General features: G+C 57.6%; 24 protein-coding genes. 10 read left to right on the top strand and 14 right to left on the bottom strand.

Annotated features, from left to right (window positions below; translation table 11 throughout):
• Positions 1-2: 2 nt before the first annotated feature.
• From rsmD to JQR90_RS03320, 4 genes are all read left to right on the top strand, one after another.
• Entirely contained in the window at positions 3-575 is a 573-nt protein-coding gene (gene rsmD / locus JQR90_RS03335; RefSeq protein WP_010796993.1) for a 16S rRNA (guanine(966)-N(2))-methyltransferase RsmD, read from the top strand.
• Between the two features lie 10 nt (positions 576-585).
• Positions 586-1,611, top strand: coding sequence for a hydrolase (locus tag JQR90_RS03330; protein WP_010796992.1), 1,026 nt, complete (start codon positions 586-588; stop codon positions 1,609-1,611).
• Positions 1,612-1,823: 212 nt separating this feature from the next.
• Positions 1,824-2,309, top strand: coding sequence for a pantetheine-phosphate adenylyltransferase (coaD, locus tag JQR90_RS03325; protein WP_010796991.1), 486 nt, complete (start codon positions 1,824-1,826; stop codon positions 2,307-2,309).
• A gap of 116 nt (positions 2,310-2,425) precedes the next feature.
• The gene (locus JQR90_RS03320) at positions 2,426-2,677 is read left to right on the top strand and encodes a YfhL family 4Fe-4S dicluster ferredoxin (protein WP_010796990.1); all 252 of its coding nucleotides are present in this window, start codon (positions 2,426-2,428) and stop codon (positions 2,675-2,677) included.
• Between the two features lie 86 nt (positions 2,678-2,763).
• Here the strand turns inward: JQR90_RS03320 and JQR90_RS03315 are convergent, their stop codons facing one another.
• The 3 genes from JQR90_RS03315 to JQR90_RS03305 form a co-directional block, all read right to left on the bottom strand.
• Positions 2,764-3,126: a hypothetical protein gene (locus tag JQR90_RS03315; RefSeq protein WP_010796989.1), complete on the bottom strand. Its 363-nt coding sequence runs from the start codon at positions 3,124-3,126 to the stop codon at positions 2,764-2,766.
• Between the two features lie 88 nt (positions 3,127-3,214).
• Positions 3,215-4,027, bottom strand: a complete 813-nt coding sequence (lgt, locus tag JQR90_RS03310; protein ID WP_010796988.1) for a prolipoprotein diacylglyceryl transferase — start codon at positions 4,025-4,027, stop codon at positions 3,215-3,217.
• A gap of 24 nt (positions 4,028-4,051) precedes the next feature.
• A complete protein-coding gene (locus JQR90_RS03305) occupies positions 4,052-4,834 on the bottom strand; it encodes a sulfite exporter TauE/SafE family protein (RefSeq protein WP_434140441.1) in 783 nt (260 codons plus the stop codon).
• A gap of 94 nt (positions 4,835-4,928) precedes the next feature.
• Between JQR90_RS03305 and JQR90_RS03300 the strand changes: the two genes are divergently transcribed.
• Positions 4,929-5,675 carry an NRDE family protein gene (locus JQR90_RS03300; RefSeq protein ID WP_434140439.1) on the top strand — a complete coding sequence of 249 codons (747 nt, stop codon included), beginning with the start codon at positions 4,929-4,931 and terminating at the stop codon, positions 5,673-5,675.
• Positions 5,676-5,687: 12 nt separating this feature from the next.
• Here the strand turns inward: JQR90_RS03300 and ptsP are convergent, their stop codons facing one another.
• The 4 genes from ptsP to ilvA all read right to left on the bottom strand — a co-directional run bounded on the left by ptsP (position 5,688) and on the right by ilvA (position 12,153).
• Positions 5,688-7,967, bottom strand: coding sequence for a phosphoenolpyruvate--protein phosphotransferase (gene ptsP, locus JQR90_RS03295; RefSeq protein ID WP_219650820.1), 2,280 nt, complete (start codon positions 7,965-7,967; stop codon positions 5,688-5,690).
• Between the two features lie 294 nt (positions 7,968-8,261).
• Positions 8,262-8,735, bottom strand: a complete 474-nt coding sequence (locus tag JQR90_RS03290) for an RNA pyrophosphohydrolase (protein ID WP_010796984.1) — start codon at positions 8,733-8,735, stop codon at positions 8,262-8,264.
• A gap of 276 nt (positions 8,736-9,011) precedes the next feature.
• Complete coding sequence (locus JQR90_RS03285) at positions 9,012-10,526, bottom strand: MFS transporter (RefSeq protein WP_434140437.1); 1,515 nt, start codon at positions 10,524-10,526, stop codon at positions 9,012-9,014.
• Positions 10,527-10,638: 112 nt separating this feature from the next.
• Positions 10,639-12,153: a threonine ammonia-lyase, biosynthetic gene (gene ilvA, locus JQR90_RS03280; protein ID WP_019363953.1), complete on the bottom strand. Its 1,515-nt coding sequence runs from the start codon at positions 12,151-12,153 to the stop codon at positions 10,639-10,641.
• A 154-nt stretch (positions 12,154-12,307) separates the two neighbouring features.
• On the opposite strand from ilvA, the gene rpiA reads away from it, so the two are divergent.
• Positions 12,308-12,979: a ribose-5-phosphate isomerase RpiA gene (rpiA, locus tag JQR90_RS03275; RefSeq protein WP_010796981.1), complete on the top strand. Its 672-nt coding sequence runs from the start codon at positions 12,308-12,310 to the stop codon at positions 12,977-12,979.
• 227 nt (positions 12,980-13,206) lie between these two features.
• Positions 13,207-15,144 carry an autotransporter outer membrane beta-barrel domain-containing protein gene (locus tag JQR90_RS03270; RefSeq protein WP_010796980.1) on the top strand — a complete coding sequence of 646 codons (1,938 nt, stop codon included), beginning with the start codon at positions 13,207-13,209 and terminating at the stop codon, positions 15,142-15,144.
• Between the two features lie 15 nt (positions 15,145-15,159).
• Here JQR90_RS03270 and JQR90_RS03265 read toward each other — a convergent pair whose 3' ends face one another.
• The 4 genes from JQR90_RS03265 to JQR90_RS03250 all read right to left on the bottom strand — a co-directional run bounded on the left by JQR90_RS03265 (position 15,160) and on the right by JQR90_RS03250 (position 19,337).
• Positions 15,160-16,077, bottom strand: a complete 918-nt coding sequence (locus JQR90_RS03265) for an SdiA-regulated domain-containing protein (RefSeq protein ID WP_313550992.1) — start codon at positions 16,075-16,077, stop codon at positions 15,160-15,162.
• Positions 16,078-16,161: 84 nt separating this feature from the next.
• Complete coding sequence (locus JQR90_RS03260) at positions 16,162-17,061, bottom strand: SdiA-regulated domain-containing protein (RefSeq protein WP_434140434.1); 900 nt, start codon at positions 17,059-17,061, stop codon at positions 16,162-16,164.
• 70 nt (positions 17,062-17,131) lie between these two features.
• On the bottom strand, positions 17,132-17,797 hold the full coding sequence (locus JQR90_RS03255; RefSeq protein WP_434140432.1) for a fumarylacetoacetate hydrolase family protein: 666 nt from the start codon (positions 17,795-17,797) through the stop codon (positions 17,132-17,134).
• A 148-nt stretch (positions 17,798-17,945) separates the two neighbouring features.
• Positions 17,946-19,337, bottom strand: a complete 1,392-nt coding sequence (locus JQR90_RS03250) for an FAD-binding oxidoreductase (protein WP_219650829.1) — start codon at positions 19,335-19,337, stop codon at positions 17,946-17,948.
• A 153-nt stretch (positions 19,338-19,490) separates the two neighbouring features.
• Here JQR90_RS03250 and serA point away from each other — a divergent pair, with 153 nt between their 5' ends.
• On the top strand, positions 19,491-20,720 hold the full coding sequence (gene serA / locus JQR90_RS03245) for a phosphoglycerate dehydrogenase (RefSeq protein ID WP_037030737.1): 1,230 nt from the start codon (positions 19,491-19,493) through the stop codon (positions 20,718-20,720).
• 54 nt (positions 20,721-20,774) lie between these two features.
• Here the strand turns inward: serA and JQR90_RS03240 are convergent, their stop codons facing one another.
• Both JQR90_RS03240 and JQR90_RS03235 read right to left on the bottom strand, forming a co-directional pair.
• Positions 20,775-21,266, bottom strand: a complete 492-nt coding sequence (locus JQR90_RS03240) for a DUF523 domain-containing protein (protein WP_434140430.1) — start codon at positions 21,264-21,266, stop codon at positions 20,775-20,777.
• The gene (locus JQR90_RS03235) at positions 21,267-21,905 is read right to left on the bottom strand and encodes a 2OG-Fe(II) oxygenase (RefSeq protein ID WP_219650833.1); all 639 of its coding nucleotides are present in this window, start codon (positions 21,903-21,905) and stop codon (positions 21,267-21,269) included.
• A gap of 215 nt (positions 21,906-22,120) precedes the next feature.
• Here JQR90_RS03235 and JQR90_RS03230 point away from each other — a divergent pair, with 215 nt between their 5' ends.
• Positions 22,121-22,852, top strand: coding sequence for a DUF2059 domain-containing protein (locus JQR90_RS03230; protein ID WP_434140428.1), 732 nt, complete (start codon positions 22,121-22,123; stop codon positions 22,850-22,852).
• 9 nt (positions 22,853-22,861) lie between these two features.
• Here the strand turns inward: JQR90_RS03230 and JQR90_RS03225 are convergent, their stop codons facing one another.
• Entirely contained in the window at positions 22,862-23,806 is a 945-nt protein-coding gene (locus JQR90_RS03225) for an alpha/beta hydrolase (protein WP_434140426.1), read from the bottom strand.
• Between the two features lie 114 nt (positions 23,807-23,920).
• Here JQR90_RS03225 and JQR90_RS03220 point away from each other — a divergent pair, with 114 nt between their 5' ends.
• A complete protein-coding gene (locus tag JQR90_RS03220; RefSeq protein WP_010796970.1) occupies positions 23,921-24,490 on the top strand; it encodes a DUF6436 domain-containing protein in 570 nt (189 codons plus the stop codon).
• The last annotated feature ends 77 nt before the right edge of the window (positions 24,491-24,567 follow it).

Raw genomic sequence — 24,567 nt, 5'->3', positions numbered from 1 at the left:
GCATGGCGCAGAGTAAAGGCAGCAGCCAGCTGCGTATCATTGGAGGCGACTGGCGCAGCCGACGCTTCAGCTTTCCAGAAGCACCAGGGCTCAGACCTACGCCTGATCGGGTCCGGGAGACGCTGTTCAACTGGCTGATGCCCCATGTGCCCGGTGCACGGGTACTGGATCCGTTCCTGGGCAGTGGTGCGCTATTGCTTGAAGCGCTGTCCCGGGGTGCCAGTCAGGCGCTAGGGCTGGACTTGAACCCTGCAGCGGTAGGCTCGCTGCGCGGTCATCTGGCGTCACTCGGATGCACCAATGCTCAGGTCGTACAGAACGATGCCCTGCACTACCTTCAGCACAATGAGGCCACGCCTTTTGACGTAGTGTTCCTTGACCCTCCCTTCCAGAAAGGTCTGCTGGAGCCCGCCTGCCAACTGCTCGAGGAGCAAGGCTGGCTGGCCAGGGATGCATGGATTTACACTGAAAGCGAAAGTCAGCCCTCATCGCTTCCCATGCCCGCCAACTGGCACCTGCACAGGGAAAAGAAGGCGGGAAGCGTACATTACGCGCTCTGGCATCGAACCGCGTAACGGGATGCCCATGCACCCTATCGTGGAGGACCTATCAGCTCAGGCAGATGCTTTCCGGCCCGCTTGGTGGCTGCCAGGTCCTCACCTGCAGACTTTATGGGGATCACTCTGGCGTCGTCTTCCCCTGATAACGCGCCCACGCGAGCGTATCTGGCTGGACGACGGTGACTTTCTCGACCTTGACTGGTACGGACCGGAAGATCCTTATGCGCCGCTGGTACTGGCTATCCACGGACTGACAGGCAGCTCTTCGTCACACTATATTCTGGGTTTGCAACTGGCACTTGCCGAGCATGGCTGGGCCAGCGTTGGATTGAACTGGCGAGGGTGCTCAGGCGAGCCGAACCTGTTACCGCGGGGCTACCACTCAGGCGTCACCGAAGACCTTGCCGCTGTTATCGCCCACCTTCAGGCCAAGCGCCCTTTGGCACCGCTCTATGCTGTTGGCTACTCGCTTGGCGGTAACGTGCTGCTCAAGTACCTGGGCGAAGCAGGCTTGAATTGCCCACTCCAGGCGGCTGCCTCCGTGTCGGTTCCTTTCCGGCTCGACCTTTGCGCAGACCGTATCGCCATTGGGTTTTCCCGTGTGTATCAGGCGCACTTCATGCGAGAGCTGGTGAGCTATGTAAAGCGCAAGCGAGAGGCTTTGCAGCAGCGCCAGCAACACGACCATGTAGCCTCGCTGGATGCCTTGGGTAGCCTGGAGGACATGAAGAGCTTTTGGGATTTTGACGGACGCATCACCGCCCCGCTCCACGGATTCAAGGATGCTCACGATTACTACCAGCAGGCATCAAGCCGTTATTACCTGAAAGACGTCCGAATACCGACCCTTATGATTCAAGCGGAAGATGATCCTTTCATTGGACGTGAAAGCCTGCCAACACCAGGAGAGCTATCCAATACGATATGCTTCGAGCGCCATGCTCATGGAGGGCATGTAGGCTTTGTCGCAGGTACATGGCGAAACCCTGATTACTACCTGGAGCGCCGCATACCGCAGTGGCTCTTGTGGCAGCAGGAGAGACTGACATAGACGTGGCGGCTATAGCCGATCAGCGAACGCTATCCGCGTCAGATGAAAACAGGCAACCCGAGAAGGCTGCGTTTTTCGACAATTTTTTCTACACTCCTCAACGCTTAAAGCTCACCTTTGATGAATACCAGGCCGCTTATCCACCTTTCGACTTGGACATCTGATCTGGCTGAGCTACCATCCAAGCCCCCACGGACCGTAAGGACGCCGCGATGAATCGAGTGCTGTACCCGGGAACCTTCGACCCGATCACCAGGGGTCATGGTGATCTCGTCGAACGCGCCTCACGTTTGTTTGAGCATGTCGTCGTCGCCGTAGCGGCCAGTCCGAAGAAGAATCCGCTGTTTCCGCTGGAAAGGCGGGTAGAGTTGGCTCGAGCGGTTACGGCACACCTGCCTAATGTCGAGGTCATTGGCTTTTCTTGCCTGCTGGCCAATCTCGTCAAGGAGCAGAAAGCCACGATCCTCCTGCGAGGATTGCGTGCTGTTTCGGATTTCGAATTCGAGTTTCAGTTGGCCAACATGAACCGTGTGCTGGCGCCTGACGCAGAAAGCATGTTTCTTACTCCGTCGGAAAATTACTCCTACATCTCTTCGACGCTGGTACGTGAAATTGCAGCACTGGGTGGCGACGTCACCAAGTTCGTGCACCCGCTTGTCAAGGAAGCGCTGGCCGAACGTTTCAAGCCAGCCCCTTGAAATTTTGCCGTTAGGGCACATATATCGGCGCAGACGTGCACCACGCGCGCCGATAAGGCACAATTCGCGTTTACCTTTTCTGTATCGCCGTCATCCGTGAGCGGCGGGAGCAATTCATGTCCCTCAAGATTACTGAAGACTGCATCAATTGCGATGTATGTGAGCCTGAGTGCCCTAATGGTGCCATCTCTCAGGGCGAAGAGATTTATGTGATCGACCCGAACCTCTGTACCGAGTGTGTAGGCCATTACGACGAGCCGCAGTGTCAGCAGGTTTGCCCGGTGGATTGCATCCCACTCGACCCGGAAAACGTCGAGAGCAAGGAAAAACTGCACGAAAAGTATCTGAAAATTAGCGGTCAGGCCTGATCCTGGCTGTTGGCAGCGCGACACTATCAGTGTATTTACAGGCCCAATAAAAAAAGCCGGTCAATTGACCGGCTTTTTTTATGGATTCAGTCCGACTGGCCATATCCTGTGCGGGTGCAGCCCAGGCAACGAACAAAAGCAGCCTTACCCGGCTCGACGACCAAGGCCCTGCCTGCCTCGCCTACATTACCGCCTGCAGCGGTAAACGGCAGACTGACCACAAAGGCACCCGCGCCAATAGCAGTGGCAGCAATCAAAAGCGGCCGGGCAATCAGCAGATCACCGATCATCGAAAAGGCTTTTGGTGCATTCGCTTGGTAGTTCGGATCGCCACTGGCATTGTTAACGGTTTCCGTCTCATAACCCGAATCGGCTAGTGCCGGTGCGGCAGCACTCCATAAAGCCATGGAGAAGGCCAACGTGGTGGCCAATGCGCGGAACGGGCTCATACTTCTGTCCTTTAAGTGAGAGGCGATTAACCATTAACTATAAGCACCACCTCTCGACTTGTCAGTGACCTTTCACCTGAAGATCAGGTCATTCCGTCAGAGTTCTGGTCTTTCCCTGATGCCGATAGGCCAGAACCATCAGGAAGGCCCCACCCAGAATCATCGGTACGCACAAGACCTGCCCCATTGTGAGCCAGCCCCAGGCCAGATAACCCAGCTGCGCATCCGGCATACGGACGAATTCCACCAGGAAACGGAAAATGCCATAACACAGGACGAAAAGCCCTGATACCGCCATTGTTGGACGTGGCTTGCGTGAGAAGAACCAGAGAATAACGAACAAGGCGACGCCTTCCAGCGCAAACTGATAGAGCTGGGAAGGATGGCGCGGCAACTGGGCCGGATCGCTGAAGGGCGGAAAAATCATTGCCCACGGCACATCGCTCGGCTTGCCCCACAGTTCGGCATTGATGAAGTTACCAATCCGCCCGGCGCCCAGGCCGATTGGAACCAGCGGGGCGATGAAATCCATCAGCTCGAAAAAGCTCTTGTTGTTGCGGCGACCAAACCACCACACCGCCAGAATTACGCCCAGCAGGCCGCCATGAAAGGCCATGCCGCCCTTCCAGACCTCAAAGATCAGCGTGGGATTGGCAAGGTACTCATCCAGGTTATAGAAAAGGACATACCCCAACCGTCCCCCGATGATGACGCCGCACGCCACCCAGAAGACCAGATCCGAAAGTTTGTCTTTGTTCCAGGTGGGATCGAATCGGTTCAAGCGACGTGAGGCCAGCAGCCAAGCCCCGCCAATACCAATGAGGTACATCAGACCGTACCAGTGAATCTTGAGTGGACCGATCGCGACCGCTACCGGGTCGATCTGTGGATAAGGCAGCATTACGACTCCTTGATAAAAGGGTTCTCAGACCAGAAAGCTGAGCCCTACACTGAACAACAACAACGCAAATAGCCGCTTGAGCAGCCGTGGAGAAAGCGTGTGCGCCAAACGCGCACCAAAACGGGCAAAGAACATGCTGGTCAGCGCAATACCTACCAGGGCCGGCAGGTAGACATATCCCAGACTCCACTCAGGCAAGCCAGGCTCACTCCAGCCCACCACCATGAACGAAAGGGCTCCGGAGAGCGCGATCGGCAACCCACACGCAGATGAGGTTGCCACCGCCCTTTGCATACTGACGCCTCGCCAGGTCAGGAAAGGCACAGTCAGCGAGCCGCCTCCGATGCCGAAGATGGCAGACGCCCAGCCAATGACCACACCGGCGAGTGTCAGAACCGGCTTGCCCGGTAACGGTCTGCCGCTTTTGGGACGAAGGTCAAGCACCATCTGTAGCGACACGAGGATGGCAAAGGTACCGATTATTTTCTGCAGAATTGGCCCCTGAATATAAGATGCCGTAACCCCGCCGACAAAGCTGCCCAGGATGATGCCAACCGTCATCCACACCACGAGTGGCCACTGGACCGCTTTCTGGCGATGATGCGCCAGAATGGAATTGATTGACGTAAAGACGATTGTTGCCAGTGAAGTACCGACGGCCAGATGCGTCAGCACATCGGTATCCATTCCATGGGCAGTGAAGCTGAACACCAGAACCGGTACGATGATCAATCCGCCCCCGACGCCGAACAGACCCGCCAGAACGCCTGCACATGCGCCAAGAATCAGATAGAGCACGAATTCCATATCGAATCCTGCCGAACAAAACGGCAATGGTAGCCCAATCGGCCAACGCAAACGAGCGAACCCTCAATGATCAAGGCCTTACGGAGCCCAACTGATGTGTCTGATTGTCTTTGCGTGGCGCCCTGAAGATAACGAGTCACTTATCCTGGCCGCCAACCGTGACGAGTTTTATGCACGCCCCAGCGCTCCGTTGGATACATGGGACGATCAACCAGACATTATTGGAGGAAGAGACCTGACCGCAGGTGGGACCTGGCTCGCGGTAGGAAGGGATGGTCGCTTTGCCACCGTGACTAATATCAGGGATTCTGGTCAGCCGGTATCCGACCGCTCACGGGGCGAACTGCCTGTACGCTTTCTGGAACGTGATATCTCGGCCGAAGAGTATGTACATGAAGTGGCTCAACGTAGCGATGAATATACAGGGTTCAACCTGCTTCTAGGCGATCGCCAGTCGTTATGGCATTTGAATGCTCGCAGCCGAAAACCGCATCGACTGCCGCCGGGCGTTTACGGCGTATCCAATGCCGATTTGAACACGCCATGGCCCAAGTTGCTCAGAGCCAGAGCAAGTCTCGAACAGGCCCTGGAAACCCCTTCGGACGAGGCTTTATTTGCACTGTTGGCCGACACCTGGCGACCTGATCCCGTAACGCTTCCGCATACCGGCATCAGCCATGAACTGGAAATGCTCTTGTCCAGCGTTTTCATCTCCAGCGAACACTACGGCACACGGGCCAGCACTGTGCTGCGGCAACAGGTAGACGGACAGACCGTCATTACGGAACGTCGCTTTGGAGCCTACGGCAAGTCGCTTGGAGAAAGCCGCCGGACGCTGTAGTCCGGCGTGCTGTCAGCTCTGGACGGTGGAAGCCGGGTTGATGACGCGCCCTAGCCCCAGGTTACGCAGGGCTAGATGCAGCGCACTGTGCACCACTTGCGGATTGTCAATCTTGAGCAGCTGATCCAGGAGCTCCTTTGCCTTGGACAGGCTCATCTGACGCAGCAACCACTTCACCTTGGGGAGGTTGGTTGCATTCATGGAAAGGGAGTCGTATCCCATGGCCATGAGCAATACCGCTGCGGCCGGATCGCCTGCCATCTCGCCACAGATACTCACCGGAACGTTTTCCGCATGAGCATCCTCCACCACGCTCTTGAGTGCTTGCAGCACGGCTGGATGGAAGTAGTCATACAGGTCAGCCACGCGTGGGTTATTACGATCTACCGCCAGCAGATACTGGGTCAGATCGTTGGAGCCCACCGAGATAAAGTCCACCTCACGGGCCAGATCCCGGGCCTGATAGACCGCCGAAGGCACCTCTACCATCACACCGACAGGCGGCATGGGAATATTGACCCCTTCATCACGCACCTCGCACCAGGCGCGATGCAGGAGATGCTGAGCCTCGTCCAGCTCGTGTACCCCCGAGATCATGGGTAGCATGATTCGCAGGTTATCCAGACCTTCACTGGCCTTGAGCATGGCTCGCGCCTGTACCAGGAAGATTTCCGGATGGTCCAGCGTGACACGAATCCCGCGCCATCCCAGGAAGGGGTTGTCTTCCTTGATGGGGAAATAGGACAGGGATTTATCTCCGCCGATATCCAGCATGCGCATGGTGACCGGCTGGGGATGGAACGCCGCCAGTTGCTCCCGGTAGATGGACAGCTGCTCCTTCTCACTGGGGAAGCGGTCGTTGATCATGAACGGGACCTCAGTCCGATACAGCCCCACCCCTTCCGCGCCACGCTGCTGCGCCCGGGCAACATCGGCCAGCAGCCCCGTGTTCACCCAGAGCGGCATACGATGGCCATCCAGGGTTTCGCACGGCAGGCTGCGCAGGGCTTCCAGCCCCTGGGTCAGCTGACGCTCCTCCTCGACCACAGCGCTGTACTGCTTGAGCAGCTGAGGTGAAGGGTTGGTAAAGACTTCGCCGTGATAGCCGTCGACAATCAACGAAATACCATCGACTTTTGAATAAGGCAGGTCTACCGCGCCCATGACGGTGGGAATACCCATCGCGCGTGCCAGGATGGCAACGTGGGAGTTGCCAGAGCCGAGCACGGAAATCATGCCGGCCAGCTTGCCTTCAGGCACCTCGCCCAGCATGGCGGGTGACAGCTCCTCACTGACCAGGATGGTCTGGTCGGGATAGACCAGACATTGTTGCCGTGCCTGCTGCAGATAAGCCAGCAATCGACGGCCAAGGTCCTTTACATCAGCGGCACGCTCGCTCAGATAGGCATCGTCCATCATCTCGAAACGACGAACATGCTCGGTCACAACCTGACGCAGTGCACCCTGTGCCCACTGGCCTCTCTTGATGATCTGAGTAACCTCGTTACCCAATGCCGCGTCGTCGAGCATCATAAGATAGACGTCGAACAGGGCGCGCTCTTCCTTGCGAAGCTGGGTCGACAGACGCTCTGACAGCTGGCGCATATCTTCACGTACAGACTCCAGCGCATGCTGGAACAGGGCCAGCTCTGCCTCGATGTCCGTAACGGTCTTGTCAGGAACGACTTCCAGATCAGCTGGAGGCAGCACGACTACAGCCGTACCCACACCAACACCGGGAGCACCGGGAATACCTACGAAACGAGCCTCCTGGATACCCTTGCCCTGCCGTCCGAGTCCACGAATGGTACCCGTGGCTTCAGCATGTGCGATAACGCCGGCCAATTGGGCGCTCATGGTCACAAGGAAGGCTTCTTCACCTTCGTCGAACTGGCGCCGCTCCTTTTGCTGAACAACCAGAACACCCATCACACGACGATGGTGAATGATTGGCGCCCCCAGGAAAGAGGCATAGCGCTCCTCGCCCGTTTCGGCGAAATAGCGGAAGCGCGGATGACTGGAGGCATCTTCAAGGTTGAGCGGCTCTTCGCGCGTGCCGACCAGGCCGACCAGGCCTTCATTGGGCGCCATGCTGACTCGCCCGATGGAGCGCTTGTTCAGGCCCTCGGTCGACATGAGAACAAATCGATTGGTTTCAGGGTCCAGCAGATAGACCGAGCACACCTGAGTGCCCATGGCCGCCCGAACGCGCTGAACGATGATCGATAACGCTGTTTTGAGATCCTTGGCGCCGTTTACTTCTTGAACGACCTTACGCAGCGTATTCAGCATGCTAGAAGCCCTGGGCTCTGGTGACGTTGGACGACATCCTGGTAAAGGATTTCGAGGCGCGAGCAAATTGAGTTCCGGCCACCGACCTGATAGCCACGATCGATGAAGGTGGACAGCAACGCCTATCTGACAGCGTATTGCCATTCAACGTCACAAATCGTTCATCCAGCATGGCCACAGCATTTCCTCCGTCCACGGCAGGCCCGGCATAACCGGGCGGGCCGGTGAGGCAATGCAAACGGTGCCTCTTCCGTCTTCCATACGTACACGTATGGTACAGGCTTAACATATCGATCAGGCGAGCAGGCGCGGGGCCAACTCCTTGAGGGCTCGACGATACACTTCCCGCTTGAACGTCACCACCTGCCCTAATGGGTACCAGTAGCTGACCCAGCGCCAACCGTCGAACTCCGGCTTGCCTGTCACATCCATGCGTACCCTCTGATCCTCAGACATCAGCCGGAGCAGAAACCATTTCTGCTTTTGACCGATGCACAGGGGCCTACTATGCGTACGCACCATGCGTTGGGGCAAGCGATAACGCAACCAACCCCGCGTACAGGCCAAAATCCGGACATCATCCGGACTCAGCCCCACTTCTTCGTTCAATTCGCGATAAAGCGCTTCTTCCGGCGTTTCACGATCATCGATACCTCCCTGTGGAAACTGCCAGGCGTCCTGGTTGATGCGCCGAGCCCACAGCACTTGGCCAGCGTCATTCGCGAGGATGATGCCGACATTCGGGCGAAAACCATCAGAATCGATCACGGCTGACACCCCTGGAAAGTCAATAGACTTGCATTGTTCCATAAAGCTTGTTGGAGCGGCAACGCAGCTCCCTGCCTGTATTTTTGCCGTCTGTGGCAATACGCTGGCAAGTGCCACTCCTGCCTGCTTGTCCATATGGACATTACATTGGGGTAATCCCGCCGGAGCGCCTGAAAATCCGCCAGCAGTATCCTCAGCCCTTGCTGAACAAAAGCTTACATAGCCAAGCAATCAATGGATTCTGACGGGTAAAGCATGACCCGTTTCCCACTCCTATCAGCGAAAGTGCCGCTGCAGAAGCATGTAGATAGCCAGAATTACACCTACCCAGCCGATCAGGTAGAAATAGTCCAGGAAGCCCAGGATCGCAGCCTGGCGATTGACCAGCGAGGCCATCTGGCTCATGGAGGCATGCCCCATCGCCTCGTTCAGCTGTTCCCTATACTGCTGATAAAGCGGATTGAATGAGGTGATGTGACTGCGCAGGACATTGGCGTGGAACGCATCGCGCCATTGCAGAAAGACGTTGGCCATGACGATTCCCAGCGGCATGACGATCTGCTGCGTCATGTTCTTGATCTGATATGCCTGGCTGAAATAACGCGGAGGAATGGTCATAAAGGTGTACATGATGATCACCGCAAAGGTCGAGATCAGAAACACACCATGCATCATGAGCGCAGGCTGAAGCTGCTGCACAAGCGGCACCTCCCCATTCTGGCTGGACATCCAAAAGCCATAGCCGGCCAGCAGCGAATAGCCGAGCACCAGAAACTTCTTGAAGCCACCCCACGGGAAATACCGCTTGAGCGTGCCGGAGGTAATGGCCATGAGCGGCACTATCCCACACAGCCAGCCGATAGCCATGACCGTTCCAGCAGTGTAGATCGGTACCTGCAGGGCGTTCAGGACATATTGGGGAATAACGTAGTTATAGGCACCGAGCATGAAGTAGTTCAGCATCATGAACAGCATGCCGAGCAGAAAGGCCGGATTGATGGCGTTACGAAAGTCGAGGGTTGGCCGCTCCCGCTGCCGCTCACAATAGATGAAGACGGCCATGAGGCAGATACCCAGCAGAAAGAGTCCGAGCAGCTCCCAGGTATCGCTGTAGAAATCAAAACTCATCCGCTGGATAGTGGTTTCGACAATGATGCTTCCAACCAGCAGGATAGCCATGGGCAGCAGTGCTGGTCTGGCCGACAACTTTTCGGGTATGACGCGCGAAGGAATGGCCATCCAGATGCACACCGCCATGACCAGACAGACCACCAGCGGCACGGCAAAGATACCGCGCCACTCCTCATGCGCCAGCAGTTGCGCCGTACAAAAAGAAGCCATCGCCGCGCCAAGCGGCACGCCGCTGGCAAAGGCTCGTATGCCTGTGGGGGTTTGCGGCCCGGGGAAGAACATGAGCACCAGCACCCGCGCACCGGCAAAAAAGGTCGCGGCGGCCGCCCCCATGAAGACTCTGCCCGCGGCAAAGACCCACAGGTGGTCGCCGGCCAGGCAGAGCAGCTGGCCTATGGTATGGACAACTGTCGCCGCCATCATCAGGTGCCGGTACCCCAGATGCTGTACAAACCACTGGTGAGGCGCCGTGAAGACGATGACCGCGACGCTATAGGCTGCCGTGGCATAGACATAGCTGCGCTGATCAGCACCCAGGCCGCCGGATACATAGCGGTTGGCCAGCGCGATGGAGAGGCTGTCGAGAAAATAGACGGTGACCATCAGCGTGATGCTGAGCATCAGCAGGCCACGGTGGTGTGGAAACGTAGGTGAAGACATTCCGACTCGGTTCGATGACTGGTATCAGCTGGCCAGTAAACGTGGCCAGCCTTTCATCGAACACGGCCCGGGCGCTTGGTTCCCTACCAGACGCCCGCCGCCACCCTAAGCGTTAACTCAGAAACAGTTTATACGCAGGGTTATTGGTCTCATCCCAATAGCGATAACCGATCTCTGCCAGCGCTTCGGGCACACGGTGCCGCTCCTCTTCCGGAACCTCAAGCGCCGCCAATACGCGGCCATCAGCCGAGCCGTGATTGCGATAGTGGAACATGGTGATATTCCACCGCCCACCCAGGCGATTGAGGAAGTTGAACAATGCGCCAGGCCGCTCGGGAAACTCGAAACGGAAGACCTGCTCGGTATCCACATGGGCCGCATGTCCACCTACGGTATGCCGTATGTGCAGCTTGGCCAGCTCATTGTCGGTCAGATCCAATACAGGAAACCCTTGCTCACGCAGGCTTTCGATGAGCTTGCCGCGTGGATCGGTTTCCGGATGGGTTTGTACGCCGACAAAGATATGGGCTTCCCTATCCGTGTTATAGCGATAGTTGAATTCGGTGATCTGGCGCTTGCCCAGTGCCTCGCAGAACGCTTTGAAACTGCCGGGACGCTCAGGAATGGTCACGGCGATGATAGCCTCACGCTGTTCCCCCAGCTCGGCACGCTCTGCCACGTGACGCAGGCGGTCGAAGTTGACGTTGGCACCCGAGTCGATGGCTACCAGGGTCTCCCCTTTTACGCCGCGGGTAGCGACATACTTCTTGATCCCCGCCACGCCTAGGGCACCAGCCGGCTCGGTGATGGAGCGCGTATCGTCGTAGATGTCCTTGATAGCTGCGCAGATCTCATCGGAGCTGACGGTAATCACGTCATCCACATAGTGTCGGCAGATCTCGAAGGTGTGATGACCGATCTGCCCGACCGCCACGCCATCGGCAAAGATACCCACTTGACTCAGCACCACCCGGTCACCTGCCTGCATGGCGGCCTGGAGGCAATTGGAGTCGTCTGGTTCAACACCAATAATCTTAATGTCAGGACGCAGGTACTTGACGTAGGCGGCGATCCCCGCGATCAGCCCTCCACCGCCTACCGGCACGAAAATGGCGTCCAGCTGCCCTGGCTGCTGGCGCAGGATTTCCATGGCGACAGTGCCCTGCCCGGCAATCGTATCCGGATCATCGTACGGGTGAATAAAGGTGTATCCCTTTTCTTCTACCAGTTTCAGCGCATGAGCCAGCGCCTCAGGAAAGGCATCGCCGTGCAGGACAGCCTTGGCACCGCGGGCACGTACCGCCTTGATCTTGATTTCTGGCGTCGTCTTGGGCATGACGATAACGGCCTTGATACCCAGCTTCTGAGCAGCTAAGGCCAGGCCTTGGGCATGGTTGCCGGCGGATGCCGCGATCACGCCGTGAGCCTTTTCCTCGTCAGTGAGCTGGGCCACCTTGTTGTAGGCGCCCCGAATCTTGAACGAGAAGACGGGCTGTAGGTCTTCGCGCTTGAGCAGAATCCGGTTACCCAGACGCTCCGACAGGCTATGCGCAGGGTGCAGAGGTGTTTCAACGGCCACATCATAGACGGGCGAGGTCAGCATTTTCTTGACGTACTGTTCGAGCATCGACTTTTCTCGGCAGGGCTTTTGCGGGGAACAGTCAGTCTACTGCGCAAGCAGCACGACAAGCCACCCACAATGCGTCAACCACCCTGTTCACCGCTGATAGGGTCAGCCCGGCTATAATCGAACCTCTACTTCTCCTTTGCCGGAATCGATCATGAACCAGGATCAGCTCAAGCAAGCCGTGGCGCAGGCCGCGGTGGACTATATTCTCCCGCACCTCTCGCGTGACAGCGTCATTGGGGTCGGCACCGGCTCCACCGCCAACTTCTTCATCGACCTGCTGGCCCAACACAAAATGGAATTCGACGGCGCAGTAGCCAGCTCCGAGGCAACGGCCGAGCGACTCAAGAAACATGGCATTCCGGTGTATGACCTCAATGGCGTCAACTATCTTGAGTTCTACATCGATGGCGCCGACGAGGCCAACGAGCACCTGCAACTGATCAAAGGGGGCGGTGCAGCATTGACGCGTGAAAAAATCGTAGCGGCCGTGGCACAGACCTTTATCTGCATTGCCGACGGCAGTAAACGCGTGGATGTGCTGGGCGAGTTTCCGCTCCCCGTCGAGGTCATCCCCATGGCACGCAGCTACGTAGCCCGCGAGTTGGTCAAGCTGGGCGGCGATCCGGTCTACCGTGAAGGTGTTAAAACCGACAACGGCAACGTGATCCTGGACGTGCATAACATGCATATCCTTGACCCGATCGATCTGGAGTCCAAGATCAATAACATCGTCGGCGTAGTCACGGTTGGCCTGTTTGCGGCTCGCTCGGCGGATGTCCTGTTGCTGGGAACCGCCGAAGGCGTTCAGACACTCAAGCGTTAAGCACCTACGTCCCACGACGAGACACGCACCTCAGGCTGTGCACGATCACAGTGCACAGCCTGCCCGGCATTTTTTCCATCCCCATCTATAGTTACGCTCAGGCAGCGCTGTCAGTCTGCCAGGCGTCGCCTGCCTGTCCGCTTTTCAAGTCGGCACGCTATCTGCTCCATGCAGCTCCGCACTACCCATAACTACAACACAACAAACCATAACAATGAGGATCGCTTGTGCATTCCTTTTCCAAACTAGCGCTTGCAGTCGGCTGTATCTTGATAGGGGGTACCGCGGGTGCCTATGACTTTGGTGAATACGCCGACGAGACACTGGACGTTCTGATCAATGAGTATCCGGGTCGTTATCGAGGCACTACGAGTTTTGAGGGCGCCTCGGCCTGGATGCAGCAGCGTATAGGTAACAACGCCACTCTCCAGTCCTTCACCTGGAACGGAAACCGGAACTCACAGAACGTAGTGGCTCAGCTGGCAGGCACCAGCGGCAACACCCTTGTACTAGGGGCACACTTTGATACCTACTTTGGCCGCCCGACACTCCAAGGCTTGGATGACAACGGTTCCGGTGCCGCCGTCCTTACGGAGATCACGCGCAACCTCAGCGGGATCGCGCTGGAAAATGGTATCAATGTGGTTGCCTTCGGAGCTGAAGAGGAAGGCCTGCGCGGCTCACGCGCCTATGTAGCCGGCTTGAGCGATAGCGAGCGGGCCAGCCTGCTGGGCATGATCAACCTCGACAGCCTGATCACGGGCGACCTGATGTATGCCCATGCCGGTGCCAACAGCGTCGATAATCCCGCCCTGGCGTCCATACGCGAGCAGACGCTTCGTATCGCACAGGAACTGGGGATCGATCTGCGCACGAATCCCGGACTGAATTCGGAATACCCTGCCGGCACCGGCTGTTGCAGTGATGCAGCAAGCTTCGAGGCGCTCGGTATTCCGGTGCTGTTCGTCGAAGCGACCAACTGGGAAATCGGCGAGTTGGACGGCTATGAGCAGACCACCAATCCAGCCATTCCTGGCGGCGCCACCTGGCATACACCATCACTGGACAACGAGACGGTGCTGACCGGCGCCTTGGGTGCAGAGCGCATCCAGCAGCGTCTTCGTGATTATTCACGCCTGCTGACGCGTCTCCTGCTAGAGCTGACAAATGCCGACCTGCTCGCTTCCACCGCCTCCAGCGGTGCGCTGGCACGGGCCATGGAGGACAACCTGCGCAGCCAGCATGAAACCCTTACTCGGCTGCATGACCGCCGTTGGCTGGGCCTTCAGCTCGCACCACTTGCACTCAACCAATTCAGTGGCAGCGTGGGAATCGAGGGCGAGTACCAGCCTGAGCATGGGTTTGATGTAGATCCGAGCCAGCGCTCCAAGCGGGCCACCGCCTATGCCATTGGCGATTATCGGGCCAGTGAATGGCTGACCGTAGGCGGTAGCCTGAGCATTCAGCGTGGCAAGGATGACCTGGAGCATTCTGGCAAGGTTCGTAACGAGACATGGCAGGCCGGGCTGTATGGTCTGGTCAGCAACGGCGGGCCGCTTTGGGCTGCAGGTGAGCTGAGCGCGGGTCACACCCGCTTCGATACGGATCGCTCCGTGTTCCTTCAGGCCAGTGGCGGGCCGGTTCTCCTGAACCAGACGTTATCTGGCGATACCAGGGCCCGCTTCTTCGGTGCTCGCCTGACTGGGGGCTACGACATGACGGTCGGTCAGCTGCGAACCGGTCCTCAGCTGGGACTGGACTATACCCGTTACCACATCGATAGCTTCGATGAAGACGACAGCCGCCGGACCGCCATGTCATTTGATGATCAGACCTATGACTCCATTCAGGCAAGCCTGGGTTGGCGGGTCTATGGCGATCTCCCCATGAGCCGTGGCATGGCCCTACAACCCTATGCTCATGTCGCCTGGGTCGAAGAACTGGGTGATGGCCGCAAGAGTCGGCTGGATGTTATCAGCCGTGGAGATGGTCGGCTGCGTACGGCAGCGCTGGATTCGGTAGACAAGCACTTTGCCCGCGCTCAGATCGGGGCTCAGTGGGCGATCACACCGGAGATTGGCGTCTATGCCGAGGTCAACAGTCGCCTGGGCCATTCCGAGGGTAGCCAGACCGGATACAGCTTGGGTGCCCAGTGGCGGTTCTGATCCGTATAACGCAGTTTAGTTACGCTTGAATCGATAAAAGAGGTTCGGTTCGCTCACGATATACAGCGTGCCCTGGTCGTCCATGGCCAGGCCCTCGGCCTGCGGCACGCTTTTCGTCAGACCCTGCCGCCCGGCATCGAGCGGCAGGGTGCTCAAGGGCTTCCCCTCGCTATCCAGCTCAATAACCAGCCTCGACTCATCCGAGAGCGCCAGCAGGTGATTCGTGCTGGCACTAAAGTGGAGGCTCGACAGATCGTCGACAAACAGGCCTCTGTCACGCAGCACATTGGACCTGATCGTAATGCTGACCGGTGCGCCGGGCTCAGGATCGGCAAAACCATCGACCTCATAGATCTGCACAGGGTCCTTTTCTTTAGCTACATAGAGTCGCTTGTGTCGACTGTCATAGGCGAGCCCTTCGAAACCCCGATTATCGAACGCAGCCAATTCCAGAGAGAGACGTGTCTGATTGCGAGGGTCATTCGCATCGATGACGCGCGTTGTGTCATCGACATGAATCTGAACCAACCGTTGCCGGCCCTCTTCTGCCACGACGAAAACGCCCGGGCGAATGTACTCAATCGCCTCGGGGTCATCGAATCCCTGCATAGGGATTTGCCGAAGAATTTCACCGTCGAGTGATAGCTCGATGAAATGGGATGACTTGTTGGTTAGGCTCGCAAGCGTGCCCCGGCTCGGGTCATAGGTCAGCGCCGACAAATCCGCGTGCCCTGGCACAGGCTTGGCCTCGATATCGACATGATAATCAGGAAGCCAAACCGAGACCTCACGGCGCTCATCGGCATGCCAGTGCTGCTGAACGCCATACCAGAGACGCGCCAGGAGCGGGGTCTGCTGGCTGGCTATGGTTGCGATGAGCACTGCCATCAGCAGGCCAGCCAGAGGAATGCGGTAAGGATAGATACGCTGCATGGGTAGGCCCGTTGCCGTCGAGGGATCGATCATCCGGGCGACCTGCATGCCCGCGCTCGACGACAAGCCTACGGATATTTTATGTCAGTCAGATTTCCGGAAGACATAGAACAGGTTAGGCTCGCTCACGATGTAAACGGTTCCTTCTTCATCAATCGCAACACCTTCAGCCTGAGGGATATTTTTACTGAGTCCATTGAGCCCCCCGATCAGGCTGATGAAACTGACCGGCTTTCCGCTTTCGTCCAGTTCAAGCAACAGGTGCGACTCATCCGAGAGCACCAGTGTATGGCCGGTACGGGGATCAACGCTTAGCGCAGAATAATCATTCATCAGGTCGGGCTGATCGGGAAGATCCGTCATCTCACCCAGGATCTGATCACCATCGCTGGACAGGCTGAACAGTGCTGCAGGATCTCGCTCCTTGCTGAGCAGTAGACGTTGCTGTCGTGCATCCCAGGCAACGCCTTCGAACCCCTTGTTGCCGGCATCGGCAAAGCCCAGGTCGAAAAACTGGAAATCTGCGGGCTGCAGCTGGCGGGTCTCGGGGGTCAGATTGAACAGGGCCAGCGTACGCTGACGCTCATCGACAATACCCATGCGATTTCCATCCAGGACCACTAGGCCCTCAGGGTTGGAAAGCCCGGTTATGGGAATCTGCCTGAGAATATCACCGCTCAGGTTGGTTTCCACCAGCAAAGGCTCCTTGCCCATGACAATGAACAGGGTGCCGGTCGCCGGGTTATAGGCGATGTCCGATGCCTCGGCCTTTTCCATGCCGGGCAAGGGCTTGGCCTGAATGACCGCGGTATAGCCTGGAAGCCAGATATTGTCCGCATGCTGGTTGGCAGGCGTGTTACGTTCCTGCCACCAGAGCCGGGCACGCTGGTCCCAGTGAAACAGGTATGTGAGCGTGGCGGCGACGACCAGCACGAAGCCGGCCAGCCACCATTTGAGGGATCGACGTTGTAATACTTTTGGCATGACGACGGTTTCGACTGCTTAGCGGTTTGGATCCGTCGCCTGATGCTTCCGGATTACTCAAGGGTGGATGTTAGAGAACACGACTCGTAAAGCGGCTTTTGCCAGGCAACTCCAAGACCAGTTCCTCACCTTTGTTCAATGCGCCGACTCCCTTGGGCGTACCGGTCAGTACCACATCGCCGGGTTGCAGGGAGAAGTGTGTGCACAGGTGCTGGATCAACGGGATGATCGGGTTGAGCATTTCACGGCTGTTACCGTCCTGGCGTACCTCGCCATTGATGGTGAGGCGAACATCGATATCAGCCAGATCGCTGTAGGCATCACCCGGCACGAAAGGCGCCAGGACACAGGCGCCGTCGAACCCCTTGGCGATTTCCCAGGGATAACCCTTTTCCTTCAAGCGGGCTTGCACATCACGCAAGGTCAGGTCCAGCGCTGGCGCGAAACCCGAAATAGCATCCCGGACCTCTTCTTCGCTTGGCGTGCGTGACAGGGGCTTGCCGATCAATACGGCGATTTCCGCCTCGTAATGCACCGCACCACGGTCTTCAGGAATACTGAAGCCACCTTCAATCGGCACGACCGAACTGGCCGGTTTGATAAAGATGAGCGGCTCGGTGGGTACAGGGTTGTTCAGTTCCTTGGCATGCTCAGCATAGTTGCGGCCAATACAGACCACCTTGCCCAGCGGGAAGTGGATCTTCGTACCATCGACGTACTGGTGTTGGTAGCTCATGGTGAACCGACTCCGAAAGAGGAAAAGTCCCGTTTAATCCTTTATAACCAAAAGCTTGGCCGCATTACCAAGGCAGGCGGCCAAGCATAACGACACGAACCTGAACGTTAGCGGAACGGTCGGTTTATCGCCTGATCCTCAAGGGCTATCAGGCGATGACCTTGCCCGGATTCATGATGTTATTGGGGTCGAAGACTGCCTTGACAGCTTTCATGTAGGCGATTTCGGCTTCTGAGCGGGAGTAGGTCAGGTAATCCCGCTTGGTCATGCCCACGCCATGCTCGGCCGAAATGGAGCCGTTGTATTTCGCAACGGTCTCGAATACCCACTTGTTCACGACCTTGCACTTGTCAAAGAACTCATCCTTGGAGAGATCATCAGGCTTGAGAATGTTCAGGTGCAGGTTGCCGTCACCGATATGGCCGAACCAGATGATCTCGAAATCCGGATAGTGCTCGCCCACGATGTCGTCGATATCACGCAGGAAGGATGGTACGTTCGAAACCGTTACAGAGATGTCATTCTTGTAGGGCGTCCAGTGGGAAATCGTCTCGGAGATGTCTTCTCGCAGACGCCACAGGTTTTGCAACTGCTGATCGCTCTGGCTCATGACGCCATCGAGCACCCAGCCTTCATTGACACAATGCTCGAAGGTAGCCAAGGCCTGATCGGCGCGCTCGTCCGTTGTTGCTTCAAACTCCAGCAGTGCATAGAACGGGCAGCGGGTATCGAACGGCGCAGGCACGTCACCACGGGCCAGAACCTTGTCCATGGCCTTGTCGGAAAAGAACTCAAAGGCCGTCAGGTCCAGCTTGTCCTGGAAGGCATGCAGTACCGGCATGATCGAATCAAAATCCGGCGTACCGAGCACTAGAGCCGTCAGGTTGGTCGGTTGACGCTCCAGCCGCATCGTAGCCTCGACCACGAAACCCAGCGTGCCTTCGGCACCAATGAAAAGATGACGGAAATCATAGCCGGTCGCGTTTTTCATCAGGCCCTTGTTCAGCTCGAGCAGCTCGCCCGTACCGGTCACGACCTTGAGGCCGGCTACCCAGTTACGGGTCATGCCGTAGCGGATCACCTTGATGCCACCCGCATTGGTACCGATGTTGCCACCCAGCTGACTGGAGCCGGCCGAGGCAAAGTCGACGGGGTAATAGAGACCTTTGTCTTCAGCAAAGGCCTGCAACTGCTCGGTGATCACGCCCGGCTGGCAGACCACGGTACGATCGAACGTGTTGAAGTCGAGAATCCGGTTCATGTAATCGAATGCCACGACGACTTCGCCATTAGCTGCGACCGCTGCCGCCGAAAGACCGGTACGGCCACCAGAAGGCACCAGGGCCACCCGATGTTCATTGGCCCAGCGCACAATGGCCTGCACTTCTTCTATCGTCTTGGGAAAGACAATGGCAGACGGTGCCGGGGCAAAGTGCTTGGTCCAGTCCTTGCCGTAAGACTCCAGCGAGGCCGCATCCGTGAGCACCTTTCCGGGCTCGACCAGGGTTTTCAGCGATTCGATCAAAGCAGCGTCAATCATGTTGAAACTCTCGTGGCATTCATGGTCGTCCTGAGAACCGCTCAGGTCGTATCCGGGCAAGGAAAAGGGAGAACATGCTAGCATATGCCTACCCTTCGGCGACGCCAGCCGGCAGCCGATTCACACTTCCTCGGGACTACGGGTTCAACGCAGATGAGCAAGACCTCACTCGACAAGAGCAAGATCAGATTTCTTCTTCTCGAAGGCGTACACCAATCGGCAGTAGACACGCTGAAAGCGGCTGGCTACTCCAACATCGAGTACATCTCCAAAGCGCTGCCCGAGGCTGAGCTTAAAGAGAAGATCGCCGATGCGCACTTTGTGGGCATTCGCTCCCGTACTCAACTGACCGAAGAAGTGTTCGACTGCGCCAAGAAGCTGATCGCCGTTGGCTGCTTCTGCATCGGTACCAACCAGGTGGACCTGAACGCCGCCCGTGAACGCGGTATCGTCGTGTTCAATGCGCCCTACTCCAATACCCGTTCGGTCGCTGAACTGGTATTGGCTGAAGCCATTCTGCTGCTGCGTGGCATTCCTGCCAAGAACGCTTCCTGCCACCGTGGCGGCTGGCTCAAGAGCGCCAACAACTCCTTTGAGATTCGCGGTAAGAAGCTGGGCATCATCGGCTACGGTTCCATCGGTACGCAGCTGTCCGTCCTGGCCGAAGGCCTGGGTATGCAGGTCTACTTCTACGATGTAGTTACCAAGCTGCCGCTGGGTAATGCACAACAGGTTGCTTCCATCACCGAGCTGCTCGGCATGGCCGACATCGTAACGCTTCACGTACCGGAAACGCCCTCGACCAAACTGATGATTGGCGAACGTGAAATCCGCGCCATGAAAAAAGGCAGCATCCTGCTTAACGCTGCACGTGGCACTGTAGTTGATCTTGAAGCGCTGGCAGCAGCCATCAAAGACGAACATCTGCTGGGTGCTGCCATCGACGTGTTCCCAGTCGAGCCGCGCTCCAACAATGACGAGTTCGTCAGTCCGCTACGCGGCCTGGACAATGTCATCCTGACCCCGCATGTAGGCGGCTCCACCATGGAAGCCCAGGCCAACATCGGTCTGGAAGTGGCCGAGAAGCTGGTGAAGTACAGCGACAACGGTACGTCCGTGTCTTCCGTCAACTTCCCGGAAGTGGCGTTGCCCTCCCATCCGGGCAAGCATCGCCTGCTGCACATCCACCAGAACGTGCCGGGTGTGCTGAGCGAAATCAACCGTGTGCTGTCTGAAAACGGCATCAACATTTCCGGTCAGTACCTGCAGACCGACGAAAAGGTCGGTTACGTGGTAGTCGACGTAGATGCCGCCTACTCCGACATGGCTCAGGAGAAGCTGCAGAACGTCAAGGGCACCATTCGCTGCCGCGTGTTGTTCTAAACGTTCATCCAACAAAAGGAGGCTTCGGCCTCCTTTTTGTTTTGTACATGAAGACTATTTCGCTTCGAGCGCCTGCAGGTAGGCTACAGCCTCGTTCAGCTCGCTTTCATTGAAGACCTTTACACCGGCACGCCGCAAAGCTGCAGCTGTTACGCCCTCACCCGGGACTCGGTGTCCGGAAAAGGTGCCATCGTAATTCTCATTATTACCGCACGAGGGGCTACGCGCCTTGAGCACCGCCATCTGGATACGATGCTGCCTGACCAGCTCAACAGCCTGACAGGCTCCAGCCAGAAATTTCGCACTGACGTCCTCACCGGTATCGGTCATCACGGGCTGGTAGCCGTCCAGTACAGCAGCGCCTTGTCCGCCAGGGGTTTCAGCCGGCGGCCGAGGTGTAGGCAGGCCACCGGCAACCTCTGGACACACGGCGACGACACGTCCTTCCGCCAGCCAGGAACTCAACTGATCATAGGGGCCATGAGCGCCCCCGTCATAGCGGACCCGGTGGCCCAGCAGGCAGCGGCTGATCAGTATCTTTTCCATTTACAAAACGTTTTCCAGTACGTTTTCACCCCGCCGGCGAAACCAGCCCGTTAATGACATACGCTCACGCGTCGCAGGCAGGACTTCATGGGGCAAATCGCCAGACATGAAGCAGACCAGGCTGCCACCAGCAGGCAATACATCGCGGGTCTGTCCGTCAGGCAGGTGCATGCGCAGTGCGCCCCCATGCTCGGGCAGCCACGCCTCATTCAGGTACAACACCAGAGATACCATACGCCTGTCGTCGTCCTTGAAGCGATCCAGGTGAGTGGCATAAAAAGCCCCTGGCGGATACATTGCAAAATGGCTTTCATAGTCTTCGAGACCCATGAAGAGGCTCTGATTGAAGGACAGCCGGAGCGCATCCATAAGCGCCAGATAGCGGGCAATAGCAGGCGAAGACTCATCGCCCTCTAACCAGGCAATCTGATCACCACGGACACCTTCGCGAATGACCTGGCTGTCGCCACGCCCGATAGCGGCTGGAGCCAACAGTCCGTGCTGCGCACGTTTGTGGCACTCTTGCGCCAGCGCACGGGTCAGATCATCGGGTAGAAACACAGTCTGATGGGACCAGCCGACATCGGCCAGATCATCGACGATACGCTGCAACAAGGGATGATCAGGGCGAATGGGCATATCGAATTCCTGCGAGACATCGCAACGAGATAACCAGCATAGACAAGAGCGGCTGGCGGCGTCGGCATTGTAATAAGTCGTCAACGCTTCTGCTCAAATTTATACGCTCCGACGAATCGGCCCTTTCCAACCTCGACAGCAACGTGATACCTACCCAGAATACTGTCTTTTTTCTGGCATGCTGCAGCTCAAGACATGCCCTTGCAGGAGAGTTCATGCGCGTTTTTATTGCTGGTCTGCTACTCGCCATCGGTCTTCCCGCGCTGGCCGATAACTATCAAACCCTTTACCAGACCGCGGGCTGGCCCGAACAGCGCAGCCACTTCCGCGATGCGCTGCAAGCGGCACAGCAGCGCTACCAGAACAGCCTGCCGCCAGCGTTGTACCAGACGCTGGTGGATAACAGTAACCGCCGCTTCTCGGCCGATGTCATCGACCAGCGTGCCATTGGTCAACTGCGCCAGTCGCTGCCAGAGACCAATCCTGCCTTGCAGTTTTTCCAATCGCCTGTAGGCCAGAAGGTCGTCGCGGCGGAGGTCAGCGCCACCCGTAGCGATCAGATCGCCCGCAGCTCGGGTGGCCTGCCCAAGATCCAGGCCAGCGCCGCCCGTCAGACACAGATCAAACGAATCGCGGCCGTGATTCCGGCTCGTGAAGCCGGCGCGGAAGTCAGCATGGCGTTGGCAGGTCTGGCGGCTGACAGCCTGAGCCAGATGCTCCCTGGGCTAATGGGGCAAGCTCAGGGCATGATCGGCCAGCAACGCGAGCGCATCATGCAGCAGATGAACAATGGCGACCTGGAAAACACGTTGCTCTACGTTTATCGCACCCTTTCCGACACCGAGCTGACCCAGTTTGCCGACTTTGCCAGCTCGCCTGAGGGCAATCGCTATTACCAGGCCGCCCTGGCCGCGCTGCGAGCAGGCCTTGGCTCAGGCAGCAACTAAACCCTTCCTCTACGTCAGCCGCTCCCTTAGAAAATCAAAGTAGCGCTGGCGTAACGCTTCGGTTTCGTTGACCAGATGGTGCCGCGCTTCAGGCAGGCGCAGCACCTCTGGCTTGTCGAACTTCTGTTCCAGCACCTGCAGATTGTGTCGCCAATCCACGGTGAAGTCCTGCTCACCCTGGATGATGATGGGCCGATGCAGACTGGGCGAAGCCTTTTCAATACGTGGAATCCAACGGGCTAGCGCTCCTACCCAGCGACTGGGCAGCTCGCGCGGTTGCAGCAGATCATGATGCTGTAGAAAGGTAAGAAACGCTTCGTCACCGGAGTTGGCCGAAAACCGCCTGGGCAATGCTCGGACAAAGGGGCCAACCAGCCGGTAGGTCAGATGTGACATCTTCCAGCTGCAGGGGCGAACCAGCGGCGCCAGCAGAATCGCTTCGCCTATCTCCGCACCGGGCTGCCCGTTCAACAGATGGTCCAGTACGATCGCACCTCCCGTGCTCTGCCCCAGCAGATGCCAGGGTTGCGGCAGATCAAGGCGTCTGGCCTGATCGAGCAGAGCCTTTAATACCGCTTGATACTCGGCAAAATCATCGATACTTGCGCGCGGACCGCTGGATAACCCGTGCCCCGGCAGGTCGCAAGACAGCACGGCGAAATTCATCGACAGCGCCCAGTCGATCGCATGGCGATACAACCCCATGTGGTCGTAATAGCCATGGAGCACCAGAAGCGTGGCCCGCGGCTGGTCATGCCACCACCCTTGCACGGCGATCTCGTAATCAGCCACGCGCATGCGGCCCAGGCGAGCCTGGACGCCTGGGTGCTGCTGGCTCATGTCGAGTCCATAAAAGGACTGATACGCCAGGATAGCCGGGCCAGACTCGCCAGGATCGAGGGACAGTTCCGCCAATAGCGGTCGCAGTTGTTCTGGATGAAACAGCATGGTCATGGTCGTCACACTAAAAAGAGAGGCCTGCCCATGTAAAGCTTGGACACTTAATCATGTTCTGCTTCACGCCCTGGCGTGGCAAGCTATGTCTTCTTTTGCATTAACAGTCACGCCATGCCCTCTCGTCGATTCACTATTCTGCTCTGCCTGTTCACCATCCTTGTCATTGCTGGTTCGGGTGCTGCCTACTGGTGGTTCGAGCTGCGCTATTTACGTTCGTTTGCCGAGCAGACCGCCTTTTTTGATGGCAGTCATCTACAACTCCCACCCGAGCTTGCGGGTCCGGGACCGATCCGGCTGGTGCACTTCTGGGACCCGGACTGCCCATGCAACGAAGGCAATCAGGCGCACCTGCGTAACCTGACTGCACGCTTTGGTGATCGGGGCGTCGAGTTCTACAGCGTGCAGAAACCAGGGAGCGAAGGAAAGCTGCCGTCCATGCTGGATGGACGTCTGAAGGCCCTATCGACGATTCCTGGAGCCGATACCCTCCCCGCCAGCCCAGCCGTGGCCATCTGGGATAATGCTGGCAAGCTGGCTTATGTCGGCCCCTATAGCGAGGGCATGATCTGTACAGCTGGTAACAGCTTTATCGAGCCTATTCTCGAAGCGCTCGTGTCAGGGCGCAGCGTACGGTCGACCAATACCTTGTCGGTAGGCTGCTACTGCAACTGGCAGGGCTGACCCTTTTCTTGTAACGCCAAAGGCCGGGCATCGCATCGACTGCCCGGCCTTTTCATTTTCACTGTTCTTCCTCTCAG

The organism is Pseudomonas sp. JZ114 (genome assembly GCF_051027705.1).
GTDB lineage: Bacteria > Pseudomonadota > Gammaproteobacteria > Pseudomonadales > Pseudomonadaceae > Chryseomonas > Chryseomonas luteola.
This window is presented reverse-complemented; position numbering and strand designations above follow the sequence as displayed.